Consider the following 23,205-nt stretch of genomic DNA (forward strand, 5'->3'; position numbering starts at 1 on the left):
CGGGCTCAGCCCAGCAGCCAGCCGTTCGCCTCGGCCACCCGCACGGCGTCGGCCCGGTTACGGGCGCCGGTCTTGCCGATCGCGGCGGAGAGATGATTGCGAACAGTCCCCTCGGACAGGTGCAACGTCGCCGCCAGCTCGGCCACCGTGCCGCCACCACGCGCCGTACGCAGCACCTCGGTCTCCCGCTCGGTGAGCGGGCTCGGCCCGGTGGCCAGCGTCTCGGCGGCGAGCGCCGGGTCGACCACCCGCAGCCCGGCGTGCACCCGCCGGACCGCGTCGGCGAGCTGCCGGGCCGGGGTGTCCTTGACCACGAAGCCGTTCGCGCCAGCCTCCATCGCCCGGCGCAGGTAGCCGGGACGGCCGAACGTGGTCACCACCAGCACCCGGCAGGACGGCAGCGCGGCCCGCAGCGCGGCGGTGGCGGCCACCCCGTCCAGGCCCGGCATCTCCACGTCGAGCAACGCCAAGTCCGGGCCAGCGCGCAGCGCCTCCGGCACCACCTCGTCGCCGCGGCTCACCTCGGCCACCACCGTCAGGTCCGGCTCCAGCGACAGCAGCGCCGCCAGCGCGCCCCGGACCAGCGCCTGGTCGTCGGCGAGCAGCAGCCTGATCGGCTCGGTCACGGGTGCGTCCCTCCGTCCGGATCCGCCGCAGGCACCGTCACCCGGAGCAGGAAACCACGCCCGTCGTCCGGCCGCGCCACCGTCACCGTCGCGTCCAGCCGCCCGGCCCGCTCGCGCAGCCCGGCCAGCCCGTGCCCGGCCGTGCCCCGCGGGTCCGCCGGCCCTCGGCCGTCGTCGCGTACCTCCACCGCCGACGGTTCCACCCGGATGACGCAGCGCCGCGCGCCGCTGTGCCGCACCACGTTGGTCACCCCCTCACGGACCGCCCAGCCGAACAGCTCGTCGCGGTCCACCGGCAGCGGCGGCACGGACTCCGGCAGCTCCGCGACGACGCCCGCGGCAGCCAGCGCCGACCGGGCGCCGGCCAGTTCGGAGGCCAGATCCACCCCGCGATACGCCCCGACGGTGCCCCGCACGTCGGCCAGCGCCTCCCGGGCCAGCCGCTCGATGTCGGCGATCTCGGTGGCGGCCCGGGCCGGGTCCAGCGGCAGCAGCCGGCCGGCCAGTTCCGCCTTGACCGCCACCACAGTGAGCGAGTGCCCGAGGATGTCGTGCAGGTCCCGGGCGGCGCGGACGCGTTCCTCGGCCACCGCCAGCCGGCGGATCTCCTGCTGCGCGGCCTGGAGTTCGCCGTTGCGCTGGGCCAGCCGGCTCACCCCGAACATGGCGAACGAGGCGAGCAGCACGGCGAAGACCAGCGTGCTCTCGTGCTCCCAGCCGGGCACCAGACGTGCGGTCACCGGCGGCGTCGCCGCGGCGAGCACCACCACGACCAGCGCTTCCGCTGACGGCAGCAGGAACACTGCGGCGGCGGCCACGAACACCAGTGTGGTCAGCCAGTCGCCGCCGGTGCCCGGGATCCCGGCCAGGCCGAGCGCGAGAAGCACGGCGATCAGCAGCCGGGCCCGGCCGGGCGGCACCGGCAGGTTGCGCTGCCGGCGGGCCCGGGCCCACTGGAAGATCAGCACGTACGCCACGGCGAACGCGACGAGCGAGCCGATCCCGACCAGCAGCCGCCACATCTGCGGCTGGTGCAGTGCGGTGGTGAACGGGATGTTGAGGAAGAACAGCCAGACCGCCGCCAGCAGCCAGCCGGTGAACCGCCAGTGGCGGTTCGCCGGCCGGACCGGGCCGGCTGGTGGCGTCACGCCGATCACGCTAGACCTCGCTCAGACCCGTGTGGTGTCGCGGCGGAACAGGCGGGCCGCGCCGAGTACGAAGAACACGGTCCAGGCGGTCACGTTCGCCACCGCCGCCCAGTCCACCCCGGTGCCGGTCAGTGGCGCGCGTGCGAGCTGACCGACCCCGTACACCGGGGTGAACTTGGCGATCTGCTGCATCGCGCCGGGCAGCAGCTCCAGCGGGACGAACAGGCCGCCCAGCATGGCCAGGATGGCCAGCGCCGGGCCCATGAACTGCATGACGTTCTCGGCCGGGGCGAGGTAGCCGACGAACAGCCCGAACGCGGCGAACACGAGCGCACCGATCCAGGCGGTCAGCCCGGACTCGACCCAGACGTGGGCCGGCAGCCGCACCCCGGAGGCGGCGCCGACGGCGAACTCCACGAGTACGCCGAGCAGGCCGAGCACCATCGCGGTGGCCACTTTCGTCGCCACGTACGCGGCGGGGCGCAGCGGGGTGAGCCGCAGTTGCCGGCTCCAGCCGAGCGCGCGTTCGGTGGCGACAGCCGCGCCGGCGCTCGTGGTGGCCACCATCGCCGCGTACACGGCCAGGCTGATCATGATCCAGCCGGTGACCGGCAGCCCGTTGTCGAGCTTCTCGCCGCGCGTGGGCAGCCCGAACAGCAGGAAGAACACGGCCGGCATGACCAGGATGAACAGCAGCGTACGGCGGTTGCGCAGCACCCGGCGGATCTCGATGGCGAGCACCGGCGCGCAGAACCCGCCGAGCGCGGGCGGCCGACGGTCGGCCGCGCGGGCGCCGGTGGTGGACGAGGTCGTGGCGGTCATGGCAGGACTCCCCGAGGGTCGATTCAGGCGGAGGCGGTCAGGGTGAGGAACGCGTCCTCGAGGTTGCGCGAGGTGATCTCCAGGTCCCGGGCGCCGGTGCGGGTCAGCAGGTGCCGGGCCACCACATCGGAGTCCTCGGTGTGCACGAGCACCGCGTCACCGCGTACCTCGACCGACCGCACGCCCGGCAGCGCGGCGAGCGCGGCCTGGTCGGCGCCGGGCAGCGTGGCACGGACCACCCGCCCGGCGGCCAGGTTCTTGATCTCGGCGGTGGTGCCGTCGGCGACCACGCGGCCCTGGCGGATCAGCACGATCCGGTCCGCGTACGCGTCGGCCTCGTCCAGGTAGTGGGTGGCGAACAGGACGGTCCGGCCGGAACGGGCGTCGGCCCGGATCGCCTGCCAGAAGTCGCGCCGGCCCTCGACGTCCATGCCGGTGGTCGGCTCGTCCAGCACCATCAGGTCCGGGTCGGGCAGCAACGCGAGCGCGAACCGCAGGCGCTGCTGCTGACCGCCCGAGCACTTGCCCACCGCACGGTCGGCGATCCCGGCGATGCCGGCGCGCTCCAGCACCTCGGCCACGGGCCGGGTGTGGCCGTAGAAGTGCGCGGTCATCCGTACCGTCTCGGCGACCGTGAGGTCCTTGAGCAGGCCGCCGGTCTGCATCACGGCGGCGACCCGGCCGAGCCGGACGGCGTCGGCCGGTTCGCCGCCGAAGAGGCGGACGGTGCCGGTGTCCGGGCGGGCCAGCCCGAGCAGCATGTCGACGGTGGTGGTCTTGCCGGCGCCGTTGGGGCCGAGGAACGCCACCACCTCACCGGGGGCGATCCGCAGGTCGAGCCCGTCGACGGCGGTCACCGGTCCGAAGGTCTTGGTGAGTCCGGCCAGGTCCACGGCCGGTGCGGAATCGGTCATGTCCCGATGCTCCGGCGTGCGGTGTCCGGTTCCCCGGAGCGGCAGTCACCTTCCGGCCGTGACATTTGTCAGGGCGGAGTGAGGACCGCGGCGGGCGGGGTATGCCGCGGCATGAGCGCACCGACGGGACGGGTCGACACGATCGTGCTCATCCACGGCCTCTGGATGACCTCGCGGAGCTGGGAGCACTGGGCGCAGCGGTACGCCGCACGCGGCTTCCAGGTGCTCACGCCCGCCTGGCCCGGCATGGACCGCGAGGTGGAGGAGCTGCGGGCCGACCCGGCGCCGATCGCCGCCCAGCGGATCGCCGACATCGCCGAGCACTACGCGGCGATCGTCCGGGACCTGCCGCGCCCGCCGATCATCATGGGCCACTCGTTCGGCGGCCTGGTCGCCCAGTTGCTGCTGGACCGGCGCCTCGGCGCCGCAGTGGTCGCCGTGCACCCCGCGCCGGTACGGGGCGTGCTCAAGCTGCCGCCCAGCACGCTGCGGTCCGGGTACTCCATCCTGCACAACCCGGCCAACCGGCACCGCGCCGTGCCGTTCACGCCGGAGGACTTCCGGTACGCCTTCGGCAACACCATCAGCCAGGAGCAGTCCGACGCCGCCTGGGAGCGGTACGCCGTACCGGGCGCCGGGCACGTGCTGTTCGAGGCGGCGTTCGCCAACCTGGACCCGAACTCGGCCAGCGCGATCGACAAGAAGCGCAGCGACCGCGCCCCGCTTCTCATCACCGCGGGCGGCGAGGACCACGTGGTGCCCGCAACCTTGGCCAGCTCGATCGCCAACCTCTACCGGAGTTCGACGGCGCTCACCGGCTACCGGGAGTTCCCCGGCCGGTCGCACTTCGTCGGCGGCGAACCGGGCTGGGAGGAGGAGGCGGACTACGCGCTGGAGTGGGCGGTCGAGGCGGCGAACGAGTTCTCCCCGACAGTGGTCGCCGAGGCCCCTCGACGGCGCTGACCCACCGGGAACCATCCCGCGCTCGTATAGATATCAAGATCTGCCGAACTTGATATCATCGACTCGTTCGACTGGCCGGACGAGGAGGCGCAGAGTGTCCCGAACCATCCTTGACGTCGACGACGACCTCCTGGCCGAGGCCGCCGAGATCCTCGGCACGGGCACCAAGAAGGCCACTGTCAACGCCGCGCTGCAGGAAGTGGTCAACCGGGAGAAGCGCCGGGAGTTCGCCGACTGGCTTAAGAGCGGCGGCCTGCCGGACCTCACCGACCCGCAGCAGGCGTCGAAGCCCGAAGCGGCATGACGCAGGAGCGCTACCTACTCGACAAGTCTGCGCTGGCCAGATGGCCGAAGCCCGCCGTGGCACCCGTCCTGGACGAGTTGTCCGAGCGCGGTCTACTGGCGGTCTGCGGGGCGGTCGAGATCGAGGTGGTGCACAGCGCCCGCTCGGCCAAGGACGCGCAACGCGCCCGATGGCTGCTTCGCGGCTTCGACTGGCTCGCCATGCCGGACGACATCTGGGATCGAGCCATCGACGTGCAGGTGCAGGCGCTGCACAAGGGCAACCACCGGGCGCTCTCGATGGCCGATCTGCTGATCGCCGCCACCGCCGAACGGCATGGCGCAACAGTCCTGCACTACGACGGCGACTTCGACCTGATCACCGCCATCACCGGGCAGCCGACGACGTGGGTCGTCCCGGCCGGAAAGGCCGACTGACCGGCTACGGCCCTCGAGGTCGGGTAGCGCCGCCGCGAGCAGCGCCGCGGTGTCCGGGACGAGCCCGTTCACGCGCCGGCCGCCCCGTCGCCCCCGAACTGGCGCAACCACTCCATGTTCCGGTCGTGCTGCTCGTCGGTGATCGGCGGCTGTTGTGCCAGCCTCCGGCGGGCCCGCTCGACGTCCTCGTCGGTCACCGCGTAACCGACGTTATCGGCCACGGCTCGTGCATACTCCGCTTCCGGTACGGCACGAGCGCGTCCGCCCCTGGTCCGTCGGGTGCTCATCGCGGCCGGAACCGCCGGGAGCACTCACCGTCGTGTCCGGGCCGGAGCAGACACCGCTGTCCACCGGGCAGTAAGCGGTCGCAGAACACCCAGTGGCGAACGTTCTGGTCGTCCTCCGCCGAGACAGTGGTGCCGCCGGGCTCGGTCTGTGGCAGGACGTGCGTCCAGTGCGCCACCACCCGGGCCAGCCGCTGAGCCGAGAGCAGGTCGTTGACGACGACCGGCAGGTGGATCATCCAGCGCTCGGTCACCTGTCGTACCCCCGTTCGTTGCGTGCCCGGGCCTGCTCCGACTGCCAGCGGCGCAGCGCGTTCTTGATCCGGTCGGTCTCCCGGCGGCTCTGCGCCAGCGCGTCGTAGACGGCGGCCAGGTCACCGGCGACGCGGTCGAGGAACTCCCGCACCTCCTGCGGGTCGAGCCCCCGCCGGCCCAGCTGGGTCGTCCGGAAGCTCCGCTCACGGACCTGCCAGGGGCGCAGGGGCTGGTAGGCGGACGAGCGGTAGCAGGTCGATCCGAGGACCGACCGCCGGCGACGCCGGACACGCCGGAGGAAGACGCGCATGACAGGACCTGCCTCTCACCGTCGAGATCGAACCGTGGAAGGGCGGGCCCACCGGCCCGCCCCGCACCGGCGGACCCACCCCGGCACCTGCCACCGCAGCCTTCGACCAGCAGTACGTCAGCAGGGCTCACATGGCCACTGAACAGCGAGAACTCCACAGTGGTCGCAGAGGCAGTGAAGCACTGGACCAATTCAATTGCAACATTGCAATAGCAGCTCGACGATAGCGACCTGGCCGAAGAGAAGTACTCGCTGTGACGTGTCTATTGATTGTGAGACAACACGGCGCTTCAATTGGACGTCCGCTAGTTGAGGAACAACCGCAGTCGGAGGCAGCGCGTGTCACAAGGAGTCACTGGCTCGACGATGTTGCGACGGCAGATCGGCCGCAAGTTCGAGTCACTGCGCAAGTCCGCAGGACTGACGATGGAGCAGGCTGCGGAACGTCTGGACCGAGCACGGGCGACGCTGCATCGGATCGAGAACGGTGCCGAGCACGTCCGCTTCCGGCAGGCAGACGTACAACAGATGCTCGACCTATATGGGGCATCCACCGACGATCGTGAGCTGCTGCTTGCCCTGACGGCAGCCACCAGAGAGAACAAGAACTGGTGGCACGACTACGTCGGCTCGGGCCTACCGCGCTGGTTCCAGCTCTACATCGGGCTTGAAGCTGCCGCATCCAACATCCGGCAGTACGAAGCCGAACTGGTTCCCGGTCTGCTCCAAACACGCGCCTACGCCGAGGAGGTGTTCCGAACGCCTGGCGGCTCGATCGACGCGAAGGACAGCAGCGAGCGGCAGCGGGCGATCCAACTACGCGTCGAACGGCAGGCGCTCCTTACCCGGTTCTCCGCGCCGCAACTCAGCGTGATAATCAACGAGGCCGTATTGCTTCGACGAGTCGGCAGCGCCACGATCATGGCCGAACAGCTCCACCAGATCCTGAAGGCAGCAGAGCTACCCAACGTAACCATCCAAGTTGTGGAATTTTCCGCCGGGCTCCATGCCGGGGCCATGGCGGGAGCCTTCTCGATCTTGGACTTCCCGAAGGACAGCAATGGCAAGGAGGTGGAACCACCGGTGGCTTACCTGGAGGCAGCGACCGGCGCCATCTACCTCGACAAGCCGCACGAAATCGCCGCCTACGACACCATCTGGGCCGACATGACGAGCCGCGCCCTCACCGAGCCCCGATCGAAGAATCTGATCCAGCAAGTCGCAGAGGAGTACTCCCGTGCCTGACCTGACCGGTGCCGTCTGGCGCAAGTCGAGTCGCAGCAACAACGGTGGCAACTGTGTCGAGGTCGCCGACGGCCTGCCCGGCGTCGTGGGGCTACGTGACAGCAAGGACCCCGCCGGCCCGGCCCTCGCCTTCCCGCCTAGCAGTTGGACCGCCTTCATCCGGGCCGTCAAGAACGAGACGCTGGGCCACTGACCGGCCGTCTCGGCTGGTGGCAGGCGTACGACGACGTGCTGCCGGACGATGCGGACCGGCCCGGCCGCACCATCCAGATCCTGACCTTCGGCGCGGACGAGTACGGGTCGATGGGCAGCGCCTTAAGCGTGCTGACCTTCCCCGAGCCGGCCGATCCGGGGGTCGTCTACGTCGAGACCCGCGCGGGTAGCCTCACCCTGGGGGCGATCGACGAGCTATGAGAGGACGGCGCGGGTGGAAGAGGCCAACCAGGCGACGGTGACCTGGCGCAAGAGCACCCGCAGCAACGGCTCCGGCGACTGCGTTGAGGTCGCCGACAACCTGCCCGGCGTGGTCGGACTCCGCGACAGCAAGGACCCCACCGGCCCGGCCCTCGCCTTCGACCAGGCAGCCTGGTCGACCTTCGTCGCGAGCGTCAAACAGCGGTCGTTCCGCCGCTGACGTCCTGACGGCTTCGCCCTGGTGCCCTGTGAGATGCCACCCGGCCCTGGTGTGCGGGTGGGTGTGCCGGGTATGACGGGAACATGAGGGCGAGTTTCCGTCTGGGTCGGATCGCCGGCGTACCGGTCGGCGTCAACTGGAGTGTCCTGGTCATCTTCGTGCTGATCGCGTGGGCGCTGTCGGCGAGCCTGTTCCCCGCCTCGTACCCCGGTCACTCCCCCGTCGCCTACTTCGCGGCCGGTCTGGCCGCCGCTGTGGTCTTCTTTGTCGGCCTGCTCGCCCACGAGGTGGCGCACGCGGTCGTCGCCAAGCGCAACGGCATCGAGGTCGAGGGGATCACGCTCTGGCTGTTCGGCGGCGTCGCCGAGCTGAAGGGCGAGGCGAAGGACCCGGGCGCCGAGCTTCGGATCGCCGGGGTCGGGCCGCTGGTCAGCCTGGTCCTCGGCGTGTTCTTCGCGGCGATCGCGGTGGCCGTCGCCGCAGCGGGTGGGCACGGGCTGCTGCTCGGCGCGCTGGCCTGGCTGGCGGGCATCAACGTGCTGCTGGCGATCTTCAACGTGCTGCCCGCCGCCCCGCTGGACGGCGGGCGGCTGCTGCGCGCGGCGGTCTGGAAGTTCACCGGCGACCGGACGAAGGCGTCGGTGGTGGCGGCCCGCGCGGGCTGGGTGCTCGGCGTCGTGCTGATCGGGCTCGGCCTGTGGCGGTTCCTGACCGGCGCCGGGTTCGGCGGGCTCTGGCTGGCGCTGATCGGCTGGTTCCTGCTCGGCGCCGCCGGCCAGGAGGAACGCGCCGCCCGGATGGGCGACGCGCTGCGCGGCATCCGGGTGGGCGACGTCATGACGCCGCAGCCGCAGACCGCGTCCGGCGACCTCACGGTGGCCGACTTCGTCGACCACTACCTTTTCGCGTACCGGCACTCGGCGCTGCCGCTCACCGTCGACGGCAGGCCGGTCGGTCTGGTCACGCTCGCTCGGGTACGCGGCATCGCGGCGGATCGCCGCGCCTCGACCACGCTGGCCGAGGTGTCCTGCCGGGCCGACGAACTGGTTCTCGCCCGCCCGGACGAGCAGCTCACCGACCTGCTGCCCCGCCTCAACGAGTGCACCGACGGCCGGGCACTCGTGGTGATCGACGACCAGTTGGTCGGCATCGTCTCGCCCAGTGACATCAGCCGGGCGGTCCAGCGCGGCAGTCTGCGCCAGCAGACGCCGGCCGGGCGCTGAGGTCAGTCCCGGGGGAAGTAGCGGTCCATCTCGGCGGTGCGGAACTTCCCCTTCGGGTCGAACTCGCGCAGCAGCGTGGCAAAGTCCTCATGTCGGGGGTACGCGGCGGCGGGATCGCGCTCGAACAGCTTGCCCCAGTGCGGGCGCGGCGCGAACGGGGCGAGCCGCTCCTCCACCTCGGCCAGCACCGGCGCGACGGCCACCGGGTCGCCGATCCAGGTGAAGTGCAGCGCCAGCGAGTCGCGCCGGAAGTTCGGGCTCAACCACAGCTCGTCGGCGGCGATCGTCCGCAGCTCGCAGATCTGGAGCACGGCGGCGATCCGCTCGGCGATCGGGTCGAGCGCGGCGAGCGCCGCCGTCGCGTCGCCGCGGGCGACGTGCCACTCGGACTGCAGTTCGTCGCCGCTGCTCGGGGTGAAGCCGAGCCGGAAGTGCGGCAGCCGCTCGTGCCACGGCCCCGGCTCGCCGAGCTGCGCGGTGCAGTGCTCCGGTGACATGCCGGGCACCGGGTGCCGGGGCGAGTCGGCGGCCACCGTGTCCAGCCAGTCGGCGGGCGGCGGGGCCTGATCGGCGTACTGCTTCACCCACACCTGGTCCAAGCGCTCCGAGCGCCACGAGGTGAAGACGCTGACGCTGTACGCGGCGTCGAGCGCCTCGTCCAGCGCGGCGCGGGGCAGGCCGAGACGGACGTGCTGGCGCACCGCGTACGTGGGCACCACGTCGAGCGTGAGCCGGGTGACCACGCCCAGCGCGCCCAGGTTGACCACCAGCCCGGCGAACCGCGGATCGCTGCGGTCGACGGTGATCAGGTCGCCGTCGGCGGTGACCAGTTCCAGCCCGGCGACGGCGGCGGCGAGGTTGCGGTTCCGCGCGCCGGAACCGTGGGTGGCGGTGGCGACCGAGCCGGCCACCGAGATGTGCGGCAGCGACGCGAGGTTCGCCAGCGCGTACCCCTGAGCCTGGATCGCGGTGGCGAGATCGCCGTAGCGGACGCCGGCCGCGACCGTGACGGCGCCGCGGTCCGGGTCGAGCGCGACGGTGGGCGGCAGGCCGTCCAGCGCGATCTGGGTGCCTGTGGTGTCGCCGAGCCGGTTGAACGAGTGGCCGGTGCCGACGGCCCGGACCAGGTCGGCCTCCGCGACCAGCCGCCGCAGCTCGTCGGTCGAGGTCGGCCGCGATCGGGTACGCGCCGACCAGCTGACGTTTCCGGCCCAGTTGGTGTCCGTCATGCGCTGCATCATCCGCCATCATGCGCCGGCAGGGTTGCCCCGGCCACTCGGCGGGAATCCTGGCGAGATGAGCAGCTACCGCGACCCGAGCCTCCGCGGCGACGTGTACCCGTCGGAGGAGGAGATCGACCCGACCGGCGTGGACCCCGACCTCACCGGCACCACGCCTCCCGCGACCGCCCCGGTTCCGGGGCCCACGCCGGAGCCCGAGCCCGCCCCGGTGCCCCACCCGGGGCCGCCGCCGCGTCAGGCGTCGGGCCGGTCGATCGTGACCCGGCACCTGGACGGCTCCGTCGAGGTGGTGACGGACCTGGACGGCGACGGTGTGGCCGACGTCGTGCAGGTCGACCTGGACGGCGACGGCGTGCCCGACGTGACGTACCTGGACATCGACCGCGACGGCCGCCTCGACACCGTCCGCCGCGCAACCCCACGCTGACGCGCCCGGCGCTCGCGCGACTCGGCGACGATCTTGGAGTTCCGACGCCCGGATTGTCGCGCGCGCGAGGCTCGGCTCCACGATCTGGGGGGGGCGCCCACACCGTTGATCATGCAGTTACTGCCCCGACAAGAGCCGTAAATCCGGCACCGAAAGGGCCGCAACTGCAAGATCGCGGGGCTTGTGGGGGTGGTGCGGGAGCGCCTCCCGTAACGTGAGATTGTCGTTTCGCGAGGTGGGACCGATGGAGATCTTGGTAAGAAAGGGCCCCTATGGGGGCCGTTTGGTACCAAGATCTCGACGGGAGGCGGGAGGCGGGAGGCGGGACGGGCGGCGCGCCCCGGGCGGGTCAGACGTGGGGCATCACCTCGGCGGCTACCAGCTCCAGGTGGTCCAGGTCGGTCAGGTCGAGCACCTGGAGGTAGGCCCGGGAGCTGCCGGTCTCGGCGTACCGGCCGAGCGTCTCGACCACTTCGGCGGGTGTGCCGGCGGCGCCGTTGGCGCGCAGCTCGTCCGGGTCGCGGCCGATCACCTCGGCGCGGCGCTTCACCTCGGCCTCGTTGCGGCCGCAGCAGAGCACGAGCGCGTTGGACCAGGCCATCGTGGACGGGTCGCGGTCGATCTCGGCGCAGGCGTCGCGCACGCGCTGGAACTGCGCCACGGTGTCCTCGACCGAGGCGAACGGCAGGTTGAACTCGTCGGCGTAGCGGGCGGCCAGGCGGGGCGTGCGCTTCGGTCCCATGCCGCCGAGCAGGATCGGCGGGCGGGGGCGCTGCACCGGCTTGGGCAGCGCGGGCGAGTCGCTGACCGGGTAGTACGTGCCGGGGAAGTCGAACGTGGAGCCCGCCGGGGTGGACCAGAGCCCGGTGATCACCGCGAGCTGTTCCTCCAGCCGGTCGAACCGCTCCCCCAGCGGCGGGAACGGGATGCCGTACGCGGCGTGCTCCTCGGCGTACCAGGCGGTGCCGATGCCCAGCTCGACCCGGCCGCCGCTCATCTGGTCGACCTGCGCCACGGTGATCGCCAGCGGACCTGGTAGCCGGAACGTGGCGGCGGTCATCAGCGTGCCGAGCCGGATCCGGGTGGTGTCGCGGGCCAGCCCGGCGAGCGTGGTCCAGGCGTCGGTCGGGCCGGGGTCACCGCTCACCGAGCCCATCTTCAGGTAGTGGTCGGAGCGGAAGAACGCGGCGAAGCCGGTCTCCTCCGCGCGCCGGGCCACCGCGAGGAGCAGGTCGTAGGTGGCGCCCTGCTGGGGTTCGGTGAAGATCCGCAGTTCCATGCCCCGAGCATATGGAGCCGGCCGGCGCGAGGCAGCGCGACCTACCATTCCTTGCCAGACATATAACCGATGAGGCATATTGAAGCTGTGACAGTCGACGCCTTCGCCGTGCTGGCCGAGCCCTCCCGGCGCCGCATCCTGGACCGGCTGCGCCGGGCGGAGAGCAGCGTCGGCGAGCTGGTGGACGCGCTGGGCATGAGCCAGCCGGCCGTCTCCAAGCACCTGCGCGTGCTCCGCGACGCCGGCCTGGTCACCTGCCGTACTGCGGCGCAGCGGCGGATCTACCGGGTCGACATCACGCCGCTACGGGCAGTCGACGACTGGCTCGGGCCGTACCGGTCGATGTGGACCGCGCACCTCGACGCCCTGGAACGCCACCTCGACAGTCAGGAGTGACAGATGGACCGCGACACGTTCCGTCCCGGCCCGCTCGCCCGGGTGGAGCTGACACCCGAGAACGAACTGGTGTTCGTCCGCGAGCTGCGGCACCCGCCGGAGAAGGTGTGGACCGCGCTCACCGACCCGGATCAGCTCGCCGGGTGGGCGCCGTTCCTGACCGACCGCGACCTGGGCCGTACCGGTGACGCCGTGCTCAGCACCGTCGACGGCGACCAGAGCTACCCGGCGCCGGCCCGGGTGCTGCGCGCGGACCGGCCGCACCTGCTGGAGTACACCTGGGGCGACGACAGGCTCCGCTGGGAGCTGACGGCGAACGGCGACGGCACCACGCTCACGCTGCGCCACCGGGTCGGCGGTCCCGACCTCGCCGCGATGACGGCCGCCGGCTGGCACCTCTGCCTCGACGTCGCCGCGCGTCTGCTCGACGGCGACCCGGTCGGCCCGATCCGGGGCGCGGAGGCGAAGGACTTCGGCTGGGCGGAGCTACGCGACGCGTACGCCGAACGCCTGGACCGCGACTGACGCCTGCCCTCACCCGGTCCGGCGGCGCAGCCAGCCGGCGGCCCCGCCGACAAGCGTCGTCCCGATGGTGGTGCCGATGGCCACCAGCGCCGCCCCGACCGCCCACAGGCCGGTGTCGTCGGTCGAGGCGGCGTGCACCGCCCACGGCACGGTGAACGCCACTGTCATCACTGTTGCCACCAGCCAGATGTTCAGCCACCAGCCGGCGACGGCGGCCAGCGCGCCCAGGGTCAGCACCGCGGCGGCGACCTGCCAGACCGCGTACGGCCCGCTCATGTCGCCGGTCTGCGGGTCCACGGTCCAGCCGGACTCCCAGCTCAGCCAGGCCACCCAGGCGCCGGCCGTGGCCAGCGCCAGGAACAGACCGCCGAGCAGCGTACGTCTCGTTGTCACGCCTTCGATCCTGCCCGGGCCGGCGGGGCGGGCGAATGAGCACGCGTACTCGATTTCGCCGCCGCGCACACGGCGGTGTGCGCGGCGTGTGCGCCCGGTGCCAGCGGCCCCGGTCATCGTCGGCGTCATGAGTTACGCATTCGAGGCAGAGGGCCTGGTCAAGCGGTTCGGTACGACGACCGCGCTGGCCGGGATCGACCTCGCCGCACGCCGGGGGACCGTGCTGGGGGTGCTGGGGCCCAACGGTGCCGGCAAGACCACAGCGGTGCGGATCCTCGCCACACTGTTGCGCCCGGACGAGGGGCGCGCCATTGTCGGCGGCCACGACGTGGTCACCGACGCCGCCCGGGTACGGCGGCTGATCGGGCTGACCGGCCAGTACGCCTCGGTCGACGAGGACCTGACCGGTACCCAGAACCTGGTGCTGATCGGCCGGCTGCTCGACCTGAGCCGTCGGGAGGCCCGGGCGCGGGCGGCGGAGCTGCTCGCCTGGTTCGGCCTGACCGACGCGGCCGGACGCCCGACCAAGACGTACTCCGGGGGTATGCGCCGTCGCCTGGACCTGGCCGCGAGCCTGGTCGGCCGGCCGGAGGTGATCTACCTGGACGAGCCGACGACCGGCCTGGACCCGGCCAAGCGGGAGGAGATGTGGGGCGTGGTCCGCTCACTTGTCGACGACGGGTCGACGGTGCTGCTGACCACGCAGTACCTGGACGAGGCCGACGCGCTCGCCGACGAGATCTCGGTGATCGACCACGGCCGGGTGATCGCGCACGGTACGCCCGGCGAGCTGAAGCGGATCGCCGGCAGCCAGACGATCGTGGTCCGGCCGACCGATCCGGGCCGGATCGGCGCTGTCGCCGAGATCCTGCGCGCCGCCACCGGGGCCGATCCCGAGCTGCCCCGGCCGGGCGTGCTCACCGTGCCGGTGGACGACGACGCCACGTTCACCGCAGTGGTCCGCCGGCTCGACGAGGCCGGCATCGGGGTGGTCGAGCTGGCGTTGCGGCTGCCCAGCCTCGACGAGGTGTTCTTCACGTTGACCGGCCACGGCGCCGAGGAGCCCACGGAGGTGGCGGCATGACCACGACGACCCGTACGGCGGCGACGCCGTCCCGGACCGGCGCCACCCACACCGCGGCCCGTCCGTTCGGGCTGGTCCGGCACAGTCTCGCGCTGGCCGGCCGCAGCCTGGTCAAGACGATCCGGACCCCGGAGCAACTGCTCGACGTCACGCTCCAGCCGATCGTCTTCGTGCTGATCTTCGTCTACCTGCTCGGCGGCGCGGTCGCCGGCTCGCAGCACGAGTACCTGCAGTTCCTGCTGCCCGCGATCATGGTGCAGACCGTGCTGTTCGCGTCCATCGCGACCGGCGTCAGCCTCAACACCGACGTAGAGAAGGGCGTCTTCGACAGGTTCCGCAGCCTGCCCATCGCCCGGTCCGCGCCGCTCGTCGGCTCGGTGGTCGGCGACCTGGTCCGGTTCGTGGTCTCCATCGTGGTGCTGCTGGGGTTCGGGTACGCGCTCGGCTTCCGGATCGGCACCGATCCGCTGTCCGCGCTCGCCGCCTGCCTGCTCACCATCGCGTTCGCGTTCGCGGTCAGCTGGATCGGCGTGCTGCTCGGGGTGCTGATGCGCAGCCCGGGCGCGGTGCAGGGCACGGCGTTCCTGCTGCTGTTCCCGCTCACCTTCGGCACCAACATGATGGTGCCGACGGACACGCTGCCCGGCTGGTTGCAGTGGTGGGTCGGGGTCAACCCGGTGGCCGACGTGATGGAGGCGGCGCGGGGTCTGATGATCGGTGGCCCGGTGGCCGGGCCGGTGACCCGGTCGCTGCTCTGGACCGTGGCGATCATCGCGGTGTTCGCGCCGCTCGCCGTCCGCGCCTACCGCCGCCGAGCCTGACCGGACCGCACGACGATCACCCGGCCGGGTCGCCGCCCACGAACGCGAGGGCGTCGGCCCGGCTGCGGCCGTGACCCCGGGCGTACGCGGCGGCGTATCCGTCCTCGCCCAGCTCGGCGCGCAGCCGCTCGGCGAGCCGCTGCGCGTCGGGGTTGGAGCGGTCCGGCCGCCCGCGCAGCGAGTCGGAGACGCCGAGCAGTTCGGCCGCCCGCTCGTACCGGCCCTCCGCCTCCGCCAGCGCCACCCGGCCGACCGTGATGATCGCGACCACCGGCATGTCCCGGGCGGCAAGGCTGCGGGTGGTCGCCTCGTCGAGGCAGCGGCGCGCACCCGGCAGGTCACCGCGGGCAAGCGCCAGATGGCCCGTCTCGGCCAGCAGCAGGGCGCGGAACTGCGGGGCGACAAGCGGCGTCTCGGCTTGGCGGCGCATCGCCTCGGCGAGGCACTCCTGCGCCTCGTCCAGCGAGCCCTCGGAGCGGGCGATGCTGCCGAGCATCATCAGCCCGAACGCGCCGTCCCGGCCGTCCCGGTCGGTCACGAACCGGCGCAGCTCGGCCTTGGCGCCGGCCACGTCGCCGGAGCGGGCGCGGATGGCGGCGAGCCAGATCAGCTGGAAGCCCGGCTCCGAGGCCGGGTTGAGTTCCCGGGCCAGCCGCACCGACTCCTCCAGCGCCGCGGTCGCCGCGTCGAAGTCGCCGCGTTTGGTGAGCGCGTCCGCGTACTCGCTGAGCACGTGCGACAAGCTCATCCGCTCGCCGACCGCGCGCAGCTCCGCGGCGGCGACGGTCAGGTCACGCAGCATGCCCTCGGCGTCGCCGTCGTTCTCCTTGAACTTGCCGCGCATCCCGAGCAACGTGCCGTCGGTCCACGGGTCGGGGTGCCCGCGCGCCCGGTCGATCGCCGCGATCCCGGCCGCCGTGTCGTCGCCGAAGATCGACAGCATCGGTGCGAGCAGCCCCACGATCGGATGTTTGGTCCCCTCCGCCGCCCCGCAGGGTCGTGGTCAGCTCGGCGATCTGCTCCGGCGTCGGCCCCTGCTCGCCGCGTGCCAGCTCCGCGCCGATGCGGATGGCGAGCACCACCGCCCGCTCCTCCGCCGGCGCCGGGCCGGGCAGCGCCAGCGCGCGGGCCAGCACGTCACCGCCGATGCCGCCGTCGTCGCCCCAGATCACCAGCGGCAACGCCAGCCCCGCGCCGATCCGCAGCGCGGTGTCGGCGTCACTGGCGTCGCAGGCGTAGTGCAGCGCGCCGACGACGTTCTCCCGTTCCGCCTCCAGCAGCCGCAGCCACGGCAGCTGACCGGCGGTGCGCAGGTGCGGCTCCGCGGTCCGGACCAGCTCCCGGAAGTACGCGGCGTGCGCGGCGCGCGCCCCGGCCGTCGCCCCGGCGGCGGCGAGCCGTTCCAGCCCGTACTCCCGGATGGTCTCCAGCATCCGGAACCGCCCGTCGCCGACGACCTGGAGCAGCGACTTGTCCACGAGCGCGTCGAGCAGCGCGGCGGCGGCCGGGCCGGCGACGCCGGCGGCCGAGTCGGCGGTGACCGACGCCGGGAAGACCGCGAGCCGTTCGGCGAGCCGCCGCTCGTCGTCGGTGAGCAGCCCCCAGCTCCAGTCCACCACCGCCCGCAGCGTGCGGTGCCGGGGCAGCGCGGTGCGGCTGCCGCCGGTCAGCAGCCGGAACCGGTCGTCCAGGCCGGCCGCGACCTGCTGCGGCGACAGCGTGCGCAGCCGCGCCGCGGCGAGTTCGATGGCCAGCGGCAGGCCGTCGAGCCGCCGGCAGATCTCCACCACGGCCGCCACGTTGTCGCCGGTCACCGCGAACCCGGCCCGCACTGCTGCGGCCCGGTCGCGCAGCAACTGCACCGACGGGTACGCGAGCGCGTCGTCCGGCGTGGCGTCCGCCGGTGGCAGCCGCAACGGCGGTACGGGGTCCAGCGCCTCACCGACGATGCCGAGCGGCTCCCGGGAGGTGGCCAGCACGCGCAGTCCCGGGCAGCGGCCGAGCAGTTCCTCGGCGAGCCGGGCGGCGGCCTCGACGACGTGTTCGCAGTTGTCCAGCACGATCAGCGTCTCGTCGGCGGCAATCGTCTCCACCAGGCGGCCGAGCGTGTCGCGGGCCGGCTGGCGTACCGGTTCCAGCGTCCGGTCCCGGCGGCCGAGCGTGTCGAGCACGGCCCGGGGCACGTCCGCCGGGTCGGTGATCGGCGCCAGCTCGACCAGCCACGCCCCGCCGGGCACGCCGTCGGCGAGCCGGCCCGCCGCCACGCTCGCCAGCCGCGTCTTGCCTGCCCCGCCCGGCCCGAGCAGGGTGACCAGCCGGTTGCCGGCGAGCAGCCCGGTGAGCCGGCGCAGGTCCTCGTCGCGCCCGACGAACGTGGTGAGCGCGGCCCGCAGGTTGCCCCGCCGCGCCGCAGCCGTCGGCTGCTGCGGTGGGGCCGCCTCACCACGCAGCAGTTCCAGATGCGCGGCCCGCAACTGTGGCGACGGGTCGACGCCCAGTTCGTCGGCGAGCCGTTGCCGGATCCGCTCGTACGCCGCCAGCGCCTCGGCGGGCCGCCCGACGGCGGCGAGCGTGCGCAGGTGCAACTCGGCCAGCCGCTCCCGCAGCGGGTGCGCGGCGGTCAGCTCCTCCAGCTCGGCGACGATCAGCTCCGGTCGCCCGGTGCGCAGCTCCGCATCGATCCGGTCCTCCTGCGCGGTGAGCCGCAGCTCCGCCAGCCGCGCCACCGCTGCCGCCGCGTACGGCGCGTCGGTGACCTCGGTCAGCGCCGGCCCGCGCCACAGCGCGAGCGCGTCGCGCAACGTCGTCCGCGCCGTCGCCGCGTCGCCGTCGCGCAGCGCCGTCCGCCCCTGCCGGGTCAGCCGCTCGAACCGCCCGGCGTCCACGTCGTCCGGGTCGAGGTCGAGCCGGTAACCGGCCGGGCTGCTGCGTACGCCGAGGCCGGGCACCGCCCGGCGCAGCCGGGACACGAGCGTCTGCACCGCGTTCGCGGTGTCGGTCGGCGGCTCGTCACCCCAGAGCGCCTCGGCCAGCGCGGGCACGCTCACCGGCCGGCCCGGGTCCAGAGCGAGGCGGATCAGCAGCGCCCGCAGCCGCGCCCCGGCGACGTCGACCGGCCGATCGCCGTCGCGGACCTCAAGCGGCCCGAGGATCCCCACCCGCACCATGCCACTCTCTCATCCGCCGTCGAACCGATGGTGGCAAGATCGCGGGCGTGACGAGTGTGTCCCGCCCGCTGCCGCGGCTCGTGCCGGCCGAGGCGTTCGCGGACGTCCCCGCCGACCGGCTCTTGGCGGTGCTGGAGGCGGTCACGATGGTCCTCACGCTCCCCCACCGGGCCGCCGAGCGGGTGGACGCGCTGGTGGTGGCCACCGGCCAGGGCGAGGACTGGCGTCTCACCGACGCGATCCGCGCCTGGGAGACCGGCCCGGCGCTGCGGCACCTGCTGGTGGCGAACACCGACTCGGCCGAGCGGACCTACCGCCCGCTCACACTGGACCGGCTGCGCGGGCTCGGCCTGCGCCGGGTCGACGGGGTCGTGCTCCAGGCCGAGCCGGTCACCGGCACCGGCCGGCAGGCCACCTGGGTCGTGGAGCAGGTGCGGGCGCTGGGCATCGGCAGCGTCGCGCTCGTCGTCTCGCCGTACCACCTGGTCCGGGTCTATCTCACAGTGCTGCGGGCCTGCGACGACGCCGGCCTGCGGATCCCGATGGTTCCGCTGCCCGTGGCCGTCGCACCGGACGCCCCGGTGCCGGAGACCGGCGCGGCCGGGTACGACCTGGTGGCCGGCGAGGTCAGCCGGCTGCTCCGCTATCCCGGCCAGGGGTGGATCGCCACCCCGGAACGGCTACGCGACTACCTGCGCTGGCTCTGGTCCGAGCACCACCCTCTGCTCACCGGCGCCTGAACGTTTACCGCCCGGTCGGCGGGCTACGCGTCGGGGATCCGGACCGTGAGCACCCGGGTGAGAGTGCGGAAGCCGGCCGCGTCGTACATGCGGCGGGCCGGGTTGCCGTCGACCACCGACAGGCCGACGGACGGCAGTCCCGCCTCCCGCGCGCCACGCAACGCGTGGACGAGCAGCGCCCGGCCGAACCCGCGGCGCTGCGCGCGGGGCGCGACGCCGAGGTTGAGGATCCAGACGCAGTCGTCGTCGGTCCACGGCACCGGTCCGGCACACAGCACGTGCCCGGCGCTGCGGCCGTCCGGGTCGATCAGCCGGGCCGAGGCGGGCACCAGTGGCGGCACCGGCTCACCGGTGTCGAACATCGCCCGCACCTGTTCGGTGTCGCTGGGCTGCCAGCGGCCGTCCGGGTGGTCCGGGCCGTACGCCGCGTCCAGCCCTGTGGCGAGGTCGTCGTCCCAGCCGGGGGCGCCGAGCGACCAGCCGTCCGGCAGCGCCACCGGCTCGGGCACGTCGGTCAGGTCGTGCCGCATGTCAGTGGCGGCCCGGCTCAGCTCCAGCCCGTCGGCCACCAGCGCCGCCGCCAGCGCCTCGTCCGGCGTCTCCAGCCGATGCCCGGCGAGGTCATGCCGTACCTGCGCGACGAGCCGGGTGAGCGGCGCCTTGGGCAGCGGCCGGACGTCGGCCGCGACCCGCGTGCCGTCGTCATCCCGAAGCCGCATCCGGGCCAGCGGCGCGTCGTCGGCACCGAACAGCAGCGAGTCGTCAGGGGCGTCGGGGTGCGGTCGTACCGGCATTCGCGGCAGCGTACCGGGCGCACCCCGGTCCCGCTCCCCGTCGACCTTGGAGTTGTGGCGCCTGAATCGCCCTACTCGGCGACATTCGTCAACCACCACAACTCCAAGATCGACGAGTGCGCCCGCGAGCGGGTGGGCGCGGGCCTAGGGTTGGGGGGTGAGCAGGATCGATCGGGGCAGCAGGACGATCGCCGCCACTCCGGCAGCGGTGTACGGCGCGCTCGTCGACCGGGCCGCCCTGGAGGCGTGGCTGCCGCCGGACGGGATGCGCGGGCGGATCGAGCGGTGGGATCCCCGGCCCGGTGGCGGGTTCCGGATGGTGCTCACCTACCTCGACCCGGCGGGCAGCCCGGGCAAGACGTCGGACGCCACCGACGTGGTGGACGTCGGGTTCGCCGAACTCGTACCGGCGCGCCGGGTGACGCAGACGGCGGTGTTCCAGGCCGACGACCCGGCGTACGCGGGCACCATGACCATGACCTGGCACCTCGCGGCGGCCGGCGACGGCACCGAGGTGACAGTCACCGCCACCGGCGTACCGCCGGGCATCGACCAGACGGCACACGAGGAGGGCATCGCGTCCTCGCTGGCGCACCTGGCCGCGTACCTCGAACCGGGCGGCTGACCTCGGCGGACGCCGGGGTTGGCGGCGGTTTTTGCGGGCAGCCGCCGGCGGTGACCGGGCAGCGGGAGGGGCGCGACGGTGCTGCTCGGCGCGCTCTCCTCGTCCCGGCACACGCTGGGGGCCGTCAGGCGTCCCCGCGGACGCGGGCGTGCAGGTGCATGTCGTGCCGCCCGTCGTCGTGCACCGCCGCGCTGCGCTTCGTGCCCTCCAGCCGGAACCCGGCCTTGACCGCCACCCGGCACGACGCGACGTTGCCGGTCGAGTGGTCCAGCCAGAGCCGGTGCAGCCGGCCGTCGCCGAGCGCCCACGCGCTCACCGCCCGCAACGCGCCGGAGGCCACGCCCGCGCCACGGGCGGCCGGAACCACCCAGTACGCGCACCCGGCCTCGCCGTCGTCGAGGTTGAAGCCGCCCAGCACCATGCGGCCCACCACCGCGCCGTCGCGCGTCACCGCCCAGCTCGCGCCCGTCTCCTCCTGCCAGGAACGACGGAGGTGGGCGAACCACTGGAGGACCTGCTCCGGCGACGCGGGCCGGCGGGTGTGCCAGCGGCGGATCTCCGGATCCTGGTACGCGGCCAGGACGGCGGGCGCGTCCCCGTCCGCCCAGGGGCGCAGGACCAGGCCGCCCTCGGCGGGCAACGTCGGCTGCGGGCCGGTGGTGAGCGTGCCGGCGGGAACGGCGGGCGGTGTGGACACCGGGAATCGCATGCCCGACTCTCCCCCGCGAACCACCCCGCGTGTCAATCCGGTTCAGATCGTCAGCAACCCTCCGTTGCGAGTGTCGCGAGGGGCCAGCCGCCCGGCTAGGGTGCGCCGGTGGCAGTGACGGCAGCGGGCGCCTTCCGGCGTACGCCAGGGGAACGGGCCGATCAGCGACTCGCCTGGAATCGCGCGGACCAGCCGTTCTTCGCAGCCGGGGCCTGCCACATCCTGGCCTGGGTGTGCCGGGACACCTATCCGGACCGCCCGATCGGCCTCGCGGGGTTGCGGTTCGCGGGTCAGCGCCAGGTCTTCCACGTGTACGCGACCTGGGCGGACTGGGCGTTCGACCACGCCGGATGGAACCCGGAGGCGGACCTGCTCGCCGCCAACCAGGAGTTCGAGCGGCGCCCACTGGACCGGATCGCGATCACGGGCGACCTCGCCACGTTCTGCCGGGCCCAGCATCACCGCACGCCGCACCAGTACTTCGGTGACCCACTCGCCCGCGCCCGCGACTATGTCAACCGGCATCCCCCGCCGTGGGCGTGACATCGTCCGGGATCCGGTCGGCCCCGGGCCGGCGCGGCACCGCATACCGGATGTGGGCCCGCTGCCGGGGCGGGCGCGGACGGGCTGGACCCGCCGTCGTCGGGGCGGGCCCAGCCTCGCGCCGGTCCGGAGGGGCGCGTCGATCAGCGCCGCTTCGGGCTCGGTGACGGGACGACGGCGGCGTCGGGCCGTACGCCCGGATTGCTCGGGTCCTGCGGACCGATCGGGACCGGCGACGACGCGGCCGGCGGAGCCGGAAGCGCGCTGTCCGGCCTGGTCGGGTCCTCCGGGCTGACCGGGACGGGCGACGGCGCGGCCGGATTGGTCGGGTTTTCAGGGCCGACCGGGACCGGCGACGGCGCGGCCGGATTGGTCGGGTTTTCAGGGCCGACCGGGACCGGCGACGGCGCGGCCGGATTGCTCGGGTCCTCCGGGCCGACCGGGACCGGCGACGGCACGCCCGGCGGCGGATCGACGGGCTCGCTCCGGCCCGGCTGCGGGACGCTCGATCCCGGCTGCGGTGAGATCACGGCGTCGTCGCTCCGGCCGGCGTATGCGAACGGCGCGCTGATCACGAGCACCGCGAGGACGCCCGCCGCGCCTGCCGCCACCGTGTTGCGTCGACGGCTACGCGCGCGTCGTTCCGCCCTGGTCAATGAGTCCCGCACAGTCGGTGCCTCCTCGGCGATGTCGGTGAGGGTGGAGCGGAGCAGACCTTCGAACGGATCACTCATCGCTGCATCTCCAGAAGCTCGCTGTCCGGCAGGATCTGACGCAGTCGGGTGACCGCGCGGTGGGTCCGGCTGCGCACCGTCCCGACCGAGCAGCCCAGCAGTTCGGCGACCTGGGCCTCCGGCAGATCCTCGTAGTAGCGCAGGACCACGACGGTGCGCTGCGCCGGTGGCAGTTGCCACAGCGCCGCCCGCAGCGCCAGCCGGAGGTCCGTACCTCCGGCGGGGTCGGCCACCACCGGCTCGTGCCCGCCGACCGGCGACTCCCGGCGGCGGCGGAACCGTCGCCACCAGCTCACCTGCTCCCGGTACATGACGGCGCGGAGGTAGCCCTCCGGGTCGGCGTGCCGGATGGTCCGCCACTTCGGAATGATCTTCGACAGCGCCGACTGGAACAGGTCCTCGGCACTGCTGCGGTCACCGGTGAGCAGGTAGGCGACCCGTATCAGCGCCGGCGCCCGGCTCGCCACGAATTCGGCCAGCACCGCCCGCTCGTCCTCTTCCACCGCACCACCCTCTTCTCCTCTTTCACCAGTGACAGACGCGCGGGGAAGCCGCCGCTATCCCGAAATCGGCGAGCATGCTG

The 23,205-nt window shown here is 73.2% G+C and carries 31 protein-coding genes and 1 pseudogene; 16 read left to right on the plus strand and 16 right to left on the minus strand.

The features are described from left to right. Positions 1 to 5: 5 nt before the first annotated feature. Genes FHU28_RS26970 through FHU28_RS26985 form a run of 4 tightly spaced genes read right to left on the minus strand, consistent with a single transcriptional unit; the run spans position 6 to position 3,510 of the window. Positions 6 to 626 (minus strand): response regulator transcription factor, encoded by a 621-nt coding sequence (locus tag FHU28_RS26970; protein WP_184687289.1) that lies wholly within the window; start codon positions 624 to 626, stop codon positions 6 to 8. Further along, positions 623 to 1,774, minus strand: coding sequence for a sensor histidine kinase (locus tag FHU28_RS33140; RefSeq protein ID WP_184687291.1), 1,152 nt, complete (start codon positions 1,772 to 1,774; stop codon positions 623 to 625). The genes FHU28_RS26970 and FHU28_RS33140 overlap by 4 nt, the downstream gene beginning before the upstream one ends. Positions 1,775 to 1,795: 21 nt before the next feature. Beyond that, a complete protein-coding gene (locus tag FHU28_RS26980) occupies positions 1,796 to 2,596 on the minus strand; it encodes an ABC transporter permease (RefSeq protein ID WP_184687293.1) in 801 nt (266 codons plus the stop codon). 23 nt (positions 2,597 to 2,619) lie between these two features. Beyond that, positions 2,620 to 3,510: an ABC transporter ATP-binding protein gene (locus FHU28_RS26985; protein WP_184687295.1), complete on the minus strand. Its 891-nt coding sequence runs from the start codon at positions 3,508 to 3,510 to the stop codon at positions 2,620 to 2,622. Between the two features lie 111 nt (positions 3,511 to 3,621). Here FHU28_RS26985 and FHU28_RS26990 point away from each other — a divergent pair, with 111 nt between their 5' ends. From FHU28_RS26990 to FHU28_RS27000, 3 genes are all read left to right on the plus strand, one after another. Then, entirely contained in the window at positions 3,622 to 4,473 is an 852-nt protein-coding gene (locus FHU28_RS26990) for an alpha/beta hydrolase (protein ID WP_184687297.1), read from the plus strand. A gap of 94 nt (positions 4,474 to 4,567) precedes the next feature. Continuing rightward, a complete protein-coding gene (locus FHU28_RS26995; RefSeq protein WP_043329142.1) occupies positions 4,568 to 4,777 on the plus strand; it encodes a type II toxin-antitoxin system VapB family antitoxin in 210 nt (69 codons plus the stop codon). Continuing rightward, complete coding sequence (locus tag FHU28_RS27000) at positions 4,774 to 5,193, plus strand: PIN domain nuclease (protein ID WP_184687299.1); 420 nt, start codon at positions 4,774 to 4,776, stop codon at positions 5,191 to 5,193. The genes FHU28_RS26995 and FHU28_RS27000 overlap by 4 nt, the downstream gene beginning before the upstream one ends. A 68-nt stretch (positions 5,194 to 5,261) precedes the next feature. On the opposite strand, the gene FHU28_RS27005 is transcribed toward FHU28_RS27000, so the two are convergent. From FHU28_RS27005 to FHU28_RS27015, 3 genes are all read right to left on the minus strand, one after another. Continuing rightward, positions 5,262 to 5,414, minus strand: a complete 153-nt coding sequence (locus FHU28_RS27005; protein ID WP_184687301.1) for a hypothetical protein — start codon at positions 5,412 to 5,414, stop codon at positions 5,262 to 5,264. Positions 5,415 to 5,476: 62 nt separating this feature from the next. Continuing rightward, positions 5,477 to 5,716, minus strand: coding sequence for a hypothetical protein (locus tag FHU28_RS27010; RefSeq protein ID WP_221454573.1), 240 nt, complete (start codon positions 5,714 to 5,716; stop codon positions 5,477 to 5,479). Positions 5,717 to 5,727: 11 nt separating this feature from the next. Next, positions 5,728 to 6,042 carry a DivIVA domain-containing protein gene (locus tag FHU28_RS27015; RefSeq protein ID WP_184687305.1) on the minus strand — a complete coding sequence of 105 codons (315 nt, stop codon included), beginning with the start codon at positions 6,040 to 6,042 and terminating at the stop codon, positions 5,728 to 5,730. A gap of 366 nt (positions 6,043 to 6,408) precedes the next feature. On the opposite strand from FHU28_RS27015, the gene FHU28_RS27020 reads away from it, so the two are divergent. The 5 genes and pseudogenes from FHU28_RS27020 (at position 6,409) to FHU28_RS27040 (ending at position 9,144) form a co-directional block, all read left to right on the plus strand. Further along, entirely contained in the window at positions 6,409 to 7,287 is an 879-nt protein-coding gene (locus tag FHU28_RS27020; protein ID WP_184687308.1) for a helix-turn-helix domain-containing protein, read from the plus strand. After that, positions 7,280 to 7,480 (plus strand): DUF397 domain-containing protein, encoded by a 201-nt coding sequence (locus tag FHU28_RS27025; RefSeq protein ID WP_184687311.1) that lies wholly within the window; start codon positions 7,280 to 7,282, stop codon positions 7,478 to 7,480. The genes FHU28_RS27020 and FHU28_RS27025 overlap by 8 nt, the downstream gene beginning before the upstream one ends. A 38-nt stretch (positions 7,481 to 7,518) precedes the next feature. After that, positions 7,519 to 7,680: pseudogene (locus tag FHU28_RS27030) on the plus strand (Scr1 family TA system antitoxin-like transcriptional regulator); the annotation flags it as partial. 34 nt (positions 7,681 to 7,714) lie between these two features. Next, positions 7,715 to 7,921 carry a DUF397 domain-containing protein gene (locus tag FHU28_RS27035; RefSeq protein WP_184687314.1) on the plus strand — a complete coding sequence of 69 codons (207 nt, stop codon included), beginning with the start codon at positions 7,715 to 7,717 and terminating at the stop codon, positions 7,919 to 7,921. Between the two features lie 83 nt (positions 7,922 to 8,004). Next, positions 8,005 to 9,144 carry a site-2 protease family protein gene (locus FHU28_RS27040; RefSeq protein ID WP_184687317.1) on the plus strand — a complete coding sequence of 380 codons (1,140 nt, stop codon included), beginning with the start codon at positions 8,005 to 8,007 and terminating at the stop codon, positions 9,142 to 9,144. Positions 9,145 to 9,146: 2 nt separating this feature from the next. On the opposite strand, the gene FHU28_RS27045 is transcribed toward FHU28_RS27040, so the two are convergent. Then, positions 9,147 to 10,373, minus strand: coding sequence for an FAD-binding protein (locus FHU28_RS27045; RefSeq protein WP_184687320.1), 1,227 nt, complete (start codon positions 10,371 to 10,373; stop codon positions 9,147 to 9,149). Positions 10,374 to 10,440: 67 nt separating this feature from the next. On the opposite strand from FHU28_RS27045, the gene FHU28_RS27050 reads away from it, so the two are divergent. Beyond that, positions 10,441 to 10,812, plus strand: a complete 372-nt coding sequence (locus FHU28_RS27050; protein WP_184687323.1) for a hypothetical protein — start codon at positions 10,441 to 10,443, stop codon at positions 10,810 to 10,812. A 349-nt stretch (positions 10,813 to 11,161) separates the two neighbouring features. Here the strand turns inward: FHU28_RS27050 and FHU28_RS27055 are convergent, their stop codons facing one another. Further along, complete coding sequence (locus FHU28_RS27055; protein ID WP_184687325.1) at positions 11,162 to 12,091, minus strand: LLM class F420-dependent oxidoreductase; 930 nt, start codon at positions 12,089 to 12,091, stop codon at positions 11,162 to 11,164. Between the two features lie 87 nt (positions 12,092 to 12,178). Here FHU28_RS27055 and FHU28_RS27060 point away from each other — a divergent pair, with 87 nt between their 5' ends. Beyond that, positions 12,179 to 12,487 (plus strand): ArsR/SmtB family transcription factor, encoded by a 309-nt coding sequence (locus tag FHU28_RS27060; protein WP_184687328.1) that lies wholly within the window; start codon positions 12,179 to 12,181, stop codon positions 12,485 to 12,487. Positions 12,488 to 12,490: 3 nt separating this feature from the next. After that, positions 12,491 to 13,012, plus strand: coding sequence for an SRPBCC family protein (locus tag FHU28_RS27065; protein ID WP_184687331.1), 522 nt, complete (start codon positions 12,491 to 12,493; stop codon positions 13,010 to 13,012). 9 nt (positions 13,013 to 13,021) lie between these two features. Here FHU28_RS27065 and FHU28_RS27070 read toward each other — a convergent pair whose 3' ends face one another. After that, positions 13,022 to 13,405: a hypothetical protein gene (locus tag FHU28_RS27070; protein WP_043329122.1), complete on the minus strand. Its 384-nt coding sequence runs from the start codon at positions 13,403 to 13,405 to the stop codon at positions 13,022 to 13,024. Positions 13,406 to 13,532: 127 nt separating this feature from the next. Here FHU28_RS27070 and FHU28_RS27075 point away from each other — a divergent pair, with 127 nt between their 5' ends. Then, positions 13,533 to 14,489, plus strand: coding sequence for an ATP-binding cassette domain-containing protein (locus FHU28_RS27075; RefSeq protein ID WP_184687333.1), 957 nt, complete (start codon positions 13,533 to 13,535; stop codon positions 14,487 to 14,489). Continuing rightward, a complete protein-coding gene (locus FHU28_RS27080) occupies positions 14,486 to 15,310 on the plus strand; it encodes an ABC transporter permease (RefSeq protein WP_184687335.1) in 825 nt (274 codons plus the stop codon). Before FHU28_RS27075 ends, FHU28_RS27080 begins: the two co-directional genes overlap by 4 nt. Positions 15,311 to 15,326: 16 nt before the next feature. On the opposite strand, the gene FHU28_RS27085 is transcribed toward FHU28_RS27080, so the two are convergent. Both FHU28_RS27085 and FHU28_RS27090 read right to left on the minus strand, forming a co-directional pair. Further along, entirely contained in the window at positions 15,327 to 16,154 is an 828-nt protein-coding gene (locus FHU28_RS27085) for a tetratricopeptide repeat protein (RefSeq protein ID WP_184687337.1), read from the minus strand. Continuing rightward, the gene (locus tag FHU28_RS27090) at positions 16,102 to 18,477 is read right to left on the minus strand and encodes an AfsR/SARP family transcriptional regulator (RefSeq protein WP_184687339.1); all 2,376 of its coding nucleotides are present in this window, start codon (positions 18,475 to 18,477) and stop codon (positions 16,102 to 16,104) included. The genes FHU28_RS27085 and FHU28_RS27090 overlap by 53 nt, the downstream gene beginning before the upstream one ends. Before the next feature lie 47 nt (positions 18,478 to 18,524). On the opposite strand from FHU28_RS27090, the gene FHU28_RS27095 reads away from it, so the two are divergent. Next, positions 18,525 to 19,217, plus strand: a complete 693-nt coding sequence (locus FHU28_RS27095) for a hypothetical protein (RefSeq protein ID WP_370013352.1) — start codon at positions 18,525 to 18,527, stop codon at positions 19,215 to 19,217. Between the two features lie 23 nt (positions 19,218 to 19,240). On the opposite strand, the gene FHU28_RS27100 is transcribed toward FHU28_RS27095, so the two are convergent. Further along, positions 19,241 to 20,011 (minus strand): GNAT family N-acetyltransferase, encoded by a 771-nt coding sequence (locus tag FHU28_RS27100; protein WP_184687341.1) that lies wholly within the window; start codon positions 20,009 to 20,011, stop codon positions 19,241 to 19,243. A 157-nt stretch (positions 20,012 to 20,168) separates the two neighbouring features. On the opposite strand from FHU28_RS27100, the gene FHU28_RS27105 reads away from it, so the two are divergent. After that, positions 20,169 to 20,636 carry an SRPBCC family protein gene (locus FHU28_RS27105; RefSeq protein WP_116507828.1) on the plus strand — a complete coding sequence of 156 codons (468 nt, stop codon included), beginning with the start codon at positions 20,169 to 20,171 and terminating at the stop codon, positions 20,634 to 20,636. A gap of 124 nt (positions 20,637 to 20,760) precedes the next feature. Here the strand turns inward: FHU28_RS27105 and FHU28_RS27110 are convergent, their stop codons facing one another. Continuing rightward, positions 20,761 to 21,345, minus strand: coding sequence for a GNAT family N-acetyltransferase (locus FHU28_RS27110; RefSeq protein WP_116507830.1), 585 nt, complete (start codon positions 21,343 to 21,345; stop codon positions 20,761 to 20,763). Positions 21,346 to 21,453: 108 nt separating this feature from the next. Here FHU28_RS27110 and FHU28_RS27115 point away from each other — a divergent pair, with 108 nt between their 5' ends. After that, the gene (locus FHU28_RS27115) at positions 21,454 to 21,888 is read left to right on the plus strand and encodes a hypothetical protein (protein ID WP_184687343.1); all 435 of its coding nucleotides are present in this window, start codon (positions 21,454 to 21,456) and stop codon (positions 21,886 to 21,888) included. A gap of 143 nt (positions 21,889 to 22,031) precedes the next feature. On the opposite strand, the gene FHU28_RS27120 is transcribed toward FHU28_RS27115, so the two are convergent. Continuing rightward, positions 22,032 to 22,622, minus strand: a complete 591-nt coding sequence (locus tag FHU28_RS27120; RefSeq protein ID WP_260413128.1) for a hypothetical protein — start codon at positions 22,620 to 22,622, stop codon at positions 22,032 to 22,034. Next, a complete protein-coding gene (locus FHU28_RS27125; RefSeq protein WP_184687345.1) occupies positions 22,619 to 23,125 on the minus strand; it encodes a SigE family RNA polymerase sigma factor in 507 nt (168 codons plus the stop codon). The genes FHU28_RS27120 and FHU28_RS27125 overlap by 4 nt, the downstream gene beginning before the upstream one ends. Between the last annotated feature and the right edge of the window lie 80 nt (positions 23,126 to 23,205).

The sequence above is a fragment of the Micromonospora echinospora genome, from assembly GCF_014203425.1.
Classification (GTDB): Bacteria; Actinomycetota; Actinomycetes; order Mycobacteriales; family Micromonosporaceae; genus Micromonospora; species Micromonospora echinospora_A.